The sequence below is a fragment of the Actinocorallia lasiicapitis genome (genome assembly GCF_054778695.1).
Genome location: NZ_BAAGZI010000412.1, coordinates 1 through 4,935 on the forward strand (window position 1 = coordinate 1; position 4,935 = coordinate 4,935).

Annotated in this window: 4 protein-coding genes; 1 reads left to right on the forward strand and 3 read right to left on the reverse strand. The window is 72.6% G+C overall.

All coding sequences use genetic code 11. The features are described 5' to 3' along the window. A partial coding sequence (locus ACYVE7_RS28970) for an FG-GAP and VCBS repeat-containing protein (protein WP_460369044.1) occupies window positions 1-1,124 on the forward strand: 1,124 nt, incomplete at its 5' end. Between the two features lie 78 nt (window positions 1,125-1,202). On the opposite strand, the gene ACYVE7_RS28975 is transcribed toward ACYVE7_RS28970, so the two are convergent. From ACYVE7_RS28975 to ACYVE7_RS28985, 3 genes are all read right to left on the reverse strand, one after another. After that, window positions 1,203-2,027, reverse strand: coding sequence for an expansin EXLX1 family cellulose-binding protein (locus tag ACYVE7_RS28975; protein WP_460369045.1), 825 nt, complete (start codon window positions 2,025-2,027; stop codon window positions 1,203-1,205). Between the two features lie 74 nt (window positions 2,028-2,101). Then, window positions 2,102-3,934, reverse strand: coding sequence for a substrate-binding and VWA domain-containing protein (locus ACYVE7_RS28980; RefSeq protein WP_460369046.1), 1,833 nt, complete (start codon window positions 3,932-3,934; stop codon window positions 2,102-2,104). A gap of 48 nt (window positions 3,935-3,982) precedes the next feature. Continuing rightward, window positions 3,983-4,816 carry an HTD2 family dehydratase gene (locus tag ACYVE7_RS28985; protein WP_460369048.1) on the reverse strand — a complete coding sequence of 278 codons (834 nt, stop codon included), beginning with the start codon at window positions 4,814-4,816 and terminating at the stop codon, window positions 3,983-3,985. Between the last annotated feature and the right edge of the window lie 119 nt (window positions 4,817-4,935).

A 4,935-nucleotide genomic window follows, 5' to 3' on the forward strand; every position in this document is an offset into this window, starting at 1 on the left:
GCGCCGAGCCGGCCGTCGCGGTCGTCTTCGGCGGAACCCGCAGGCACCAGCTCGTCAAGAACGCCGCGGGCGGCGCCTCCGGCGACTTCGACCGCGACGGCTACGCGGACCTGGCGACCTTCCCCGGCCCGTACAGCGGCCCCAAGGTGACGATCATCCATGGCGGGCCGCGCGGCCTCACCCGGCGGCGCTCGTCGGTCACGACCGGGGGCGCCGACGTCACCGGGCTCATCGCGGGCGCCTTCGACCGGCGGCGCGGGGCCGACCTCGTCGTCCTGGTCGAGGACGGTTTCCGTCTCTACTCGGCCGCGAAGGGCCGGGGCACGCCAGCCAAACTGCCGTCGCACCGGCAGGACGACGCGGACACCAGCCCCGACACCCACGGAACCGACGGCGGGATCGCGGGCGACTTCAACGGCGACGGCCGTCTCGACCTCGCGATCTGGGACCGGTGGGAGGTCACCGGCGGGCTGGCCTTCGTGCCCGGGACGGGCGACGGCTTCGGCACCGCGGTCTACCCGGACGTCAACGCGACCCCTCCCCGCGCCGCCGCGGACATCACCGGCGACGGCCGTACCGACATCGTCGCCGGAATGCCCGGGGAGATCGCGGAGAACGACGGCTGGGCGTTCAGCACCACCCAGCTGCTGCGCGGCTCCAAGGCGGGTCCCGTGCCGCTCCAGGAGCTCCACGACCGGAAGGACCTCCCGCACGCACCGCGCCGCGCCATCACCTACGGCGGCGCGTCCGCGGCCGCCGACGTCGACGGAGACGGCAAGGCCGACGTCGCGCTGGGCGACCCCGAGCCCTTCGGAGGTTCCGGCGCCGTCCACCTCCTCTACGGCACCGCGAAGGGCGTGACCGGCAAACGCGCCCAGCGCTGGACCCAGGCCACCCCCGGAGTGCCCGGCAGCCCGGAGGAGCACGACGCGTTCGGCGACGCGGTCGCATTGCTCCAGCTGACCGGCGACCGCCGTCCCGACCTGGTGGTCCTGGCCGCCGGGGAGAACCAGACGGGACGGATCACGGTCCTGCCCAACCGGGGCGGCCGGATCACCGCCAAGGGCTCCTACGAGATCACCGCGCGGAGCCTCGGCCTGGGCGCCCTGCTCACGATCCAGTAGCGCACACGGGTCGGCCCTGGTGGGAGGTGGAGGAATCACCGCGCACGATTCCTCCACCTCCCACCAGGGCCGAACACGTCAACCGCAGTGCGGAGTGCTCCGCAGCGGTGGTTCGGGGGGCAGGGCCGCTCCGACGGGCGGGGCCGGCACGCCGCTCTGCACGGCGGCGGGGGCCGCTCCCCCGTACATGCGGAGCCCGGTGGTCTGGGTCAGGCCCGGCGTGAGGTTCACGTCCGGCAGGACCTTCTGGTTGTCATAGGCGTCGGTGACGCGCAGTGTGTACGGGCCGCCGCCCGGCTCGGTGAGCACCCAGTGGTTGTCGAGGCCGCGGGTGAGGGGCCGCCAGCCGTCGCCGGAACGGGCCTCGACGGAGCGCAGCGGGTTGGCGTGGCCGAGGATGATCAGGCCGAGCCAGTGGGCGTTGGAGGCCGGTTTGACGCGGACCGCGAGCGCGGGCGGGGCGGGGAACGGGTCACGGACCCGCCGCCAGCGGACGTCCAGCCTGCCCTGCGACAGCGGCGCGAGTTTCGCGAACGCGCGGTCGCCCATGTCGAGCGCGCCGTCGGCGCAGCCCGCGCACCGGTCGACGACCTGGACCCTGACCTGGCGGCCGTCCGGGCCCGCCACGTCCAGCCAGGAGCCGCACAGGTCGGCCTGCCCGTAGTCGGCCGCCGCCAGCGACACGAACATGCCGTCGGCGGGCAGCGCTCCGAACGAGCAGCGGTTGTCGCCGCCCGATCCGGTGTAGTGAAATGCCTGCCCCGCGGTGTCCCGCGCGAACACCGCGGCGCAGGCGTCGCCTTCCAGCCGGAGCAGCACGCCCGCGGTGACGAGCACCACGGTTCCCGCCGCGGCCAGGCCCAGCCTTGACGGCTTGATCTGACGTCGCGGCGACGCGTGCATCGGGCGCTCCCCCCGGCTCAGCTCGAATGACTCCCTTAGGTAACCAGACGAACACGCCGAGTGTGGAGTGAATGCTAAAAGTTGGAGGTGACCGCTCCGATGACCTTGTCGATGGTGGTGGCGTCGGACGCGTTGTAGGACTGCGCGTCGGTCGCCTCGGCGATCTTCTTCAGCACGGCCTGGTCGGCGCCCGCGGAGAACCCGATGGTGAACAGCCGGACCCCGCTCTCCTTGTCGAGCTTCGAGGTCAGCCCGTCCAGCGAGATGGATCCCGGGTCGTCGTTCTGGCCGTCGGTGAGCAGGACCACCGAGTTGATCGCGCCGGGGTCGCGGGCGTCGCGGACCGTGCCGAACGCCGCGAGCGCGGTGTCGTACAGCCCGGTGTCGGTCCGCGGCGTGAGACCCGCGATCCTCGCCTTGAGCGTCGCCCGGTTCGCGGAGATCGGACCCACCGGGACGAGCGGCCGGTAGTCACGGGAACCGTCGAGCTTGGTCGCGAACTCCCAGAGGCCGACCTTGTCGGCGCCGATGAACTGGTCCATCGCCTTGGCGAGCGACGCCTTGGCCAGCTCCATCCGGGTCTTGCCGGTGCCGGGCACCTCCTCCTTCATCGAACCGGACACGTCCACGACCCAGAGCACGTTGGAGCGCTTGCGCAGCGCCTCCCAGCTCGCCAGCGCCTGGTCGGCGACCGCGGGCGCGGGCGGCGCGATCATCTTGGCGGGCTGGCTGGGCAGCAAGCCGTTGGCCTCGGTCGTCACCGGGGTGACCTTGTTGTCGAAGCCGCGGAAACCGTCCTTCGCGAACCGCTGCTGCACCTCGTCGCCGCGCAGGTACTCAAGGAACGCGGCGGCGACCGGCTGCTTGCCGGGATCCATCGAGGTCAGCGCGACGTACGGGTGGTCGGAGACCAGGGTGCCCTCCTTGGGGTAGACCGCGACGAGCGGCACCTTCGGCGGGGCGTGCTTGCCGGCGGTGGCCGGGTCGCCGGTCGGGTTGCCCTGGTTGTAGTAGTAGACGCTCATCTCCTCGACGGCCACGGCGGACACGTAGCTGAGGCCCTGGCCCGCGTCGTCGGCGCGCTGGAGGCCCTGCAGGAAGGTGAGCGTGGTGTCGCCGTAGTGCACGACCGACGACTCCACCCCGCGCACGAAGTTCTTGACGTCGCCGCGCTGCAGGTCGGCCGTGGACAGGTCGTCGGACTTGCCGGTGGCCGCGAAGTACGCGCCGATCGTGGCGTTGAGGCCCGAGGTGGAGAAGTTCGGGTTGGTCTTGCCGAGCCGGAACCTGCCCCAGTCCTGATGGCCCTTGGCGCCCCAGCCGCGCGGGTCGGTGGCCAGGTCGAGGACGTCACGCCAGCCGATCGCCTTGCTCGGCCAGCCGAGCGCCTCGGCCATCGGCCGGGGCATCGCGATGACGAGCGGAGCGGTCGCGATGCCGGGGGTCTCCTCCGGCACGACGTCGATGGTGCCGTTCTTCTCGATCCGGTGGCGCAGCAGGCTGACCCAGCCGGAGCTGGCCGGCGACCACACGTCGGGGGCTGGGCCGTCGGCCGTCGGGTTCCAGCCCTGCGCGAGCGACGTCATCACCTCGCCGGACGACTTGGAGACCACCTTGACGGTCACGCACCGGCCGTCGACCTCGGTGCCGCTGTAGTCCTCCGCCGCCTCCTTCATGATCCCGAGCTTCTCGGGCGAGGAGGCGATGGTGAGGGTGACCCCGTCGGAGCCGCAGCCGGACTTCTTTGCCTTGACCACGTAGAAGCCGACGCCACCGGCCACGGCCAGCACCAGGAAGGCCGCCACCAGTCCGAGCACGAGCGGCAGCCTGCTGCGGCGCGGCGGCAGCGGCTGGGGCGGGTACTGGTAGTAGCCCGGCGGGGGCGGAGTGGGCGGCGGGTTGTACAACGGGGCCTCCTGCCTGCGGGTCGGGGGTGTCCCGATCAGACGGGACAGTTATACAGCCCGTTCCATGACGTTCGCCTGGAAGGTCATGCTCATTGCCGTTTTTCCGTCGGGCAGCAGGGCGTTGGCGACCTTTTCGTCCGATCTCACCACCGTGCGGACCCCCGCGAACACCGGGCGGTGCGCGCGGAACGTCAGCTCTGTCACCCGGCGTCCCGAACGGCGGGCCGGTTCGGCGAGCAGGATCGCCAGCAGCGGGCCGTGCACGACCAGCCCCCGGTGGCCTTCCACACCGGTCGCGTAGGCGTGGTCGTAGTGGATGCGGTGGGCGTTGTAGGTGAGGGCGCTGAACCGGAACAGCAGCACCGGATCGGCGCGGAGGACCAGTTCGCCCGGACCGGTCTCGCGCAGTTCGCCGGGGACCTGCGGCAGGGGCTCCTGCGGCGCGGCGGTGGGGCCGCCGGAGCGGTAGACGAGGTCCTGCTCCTCGACGGCCACGAGCGTGCCGCCACGGCGGAACTCGTGACGGACCGTGGTGAACAGCAGTTCGCCGGTGCTGCCCCGCTTGGTCCGCGCGTCCGCCAGCTCGGTGCGGCGCACGATCCGGTCGCCGATCAGGAACGGGGCGAGGGCGGTGAAGCGGGCGCCGGCGAACATCCGCCGGCGGTTCTGGAGCGGCGGGAGGAAGCGGCCGTCGCGGGGATGCCCGTCGGGGCCGAGGGCGTGCTGGGGGTGGCGTTCGAGATGGAACAGCCAGTGCCAGAGCGGCGGCGCCTCCCGCTCCGGCGGGACGGTGCCGAACAGGCCCGCGAGGGCGAGCAGCGGTTCGGGGGCGAGGACGTCGACGGACTCCTCGGGGGCGGGGTTCCAGCCGTCCGGGATCATCCGACCGTCCCTTCCGCGCGGAGCCGGCCGATCTCCTCGGCGGTGAGGCCGAGACGGGCCAGGACAGCGTCGGCGTCCTGGCCGAGCAGGGGCGCGGCGCGGACGCCCCGGTCGCCGCC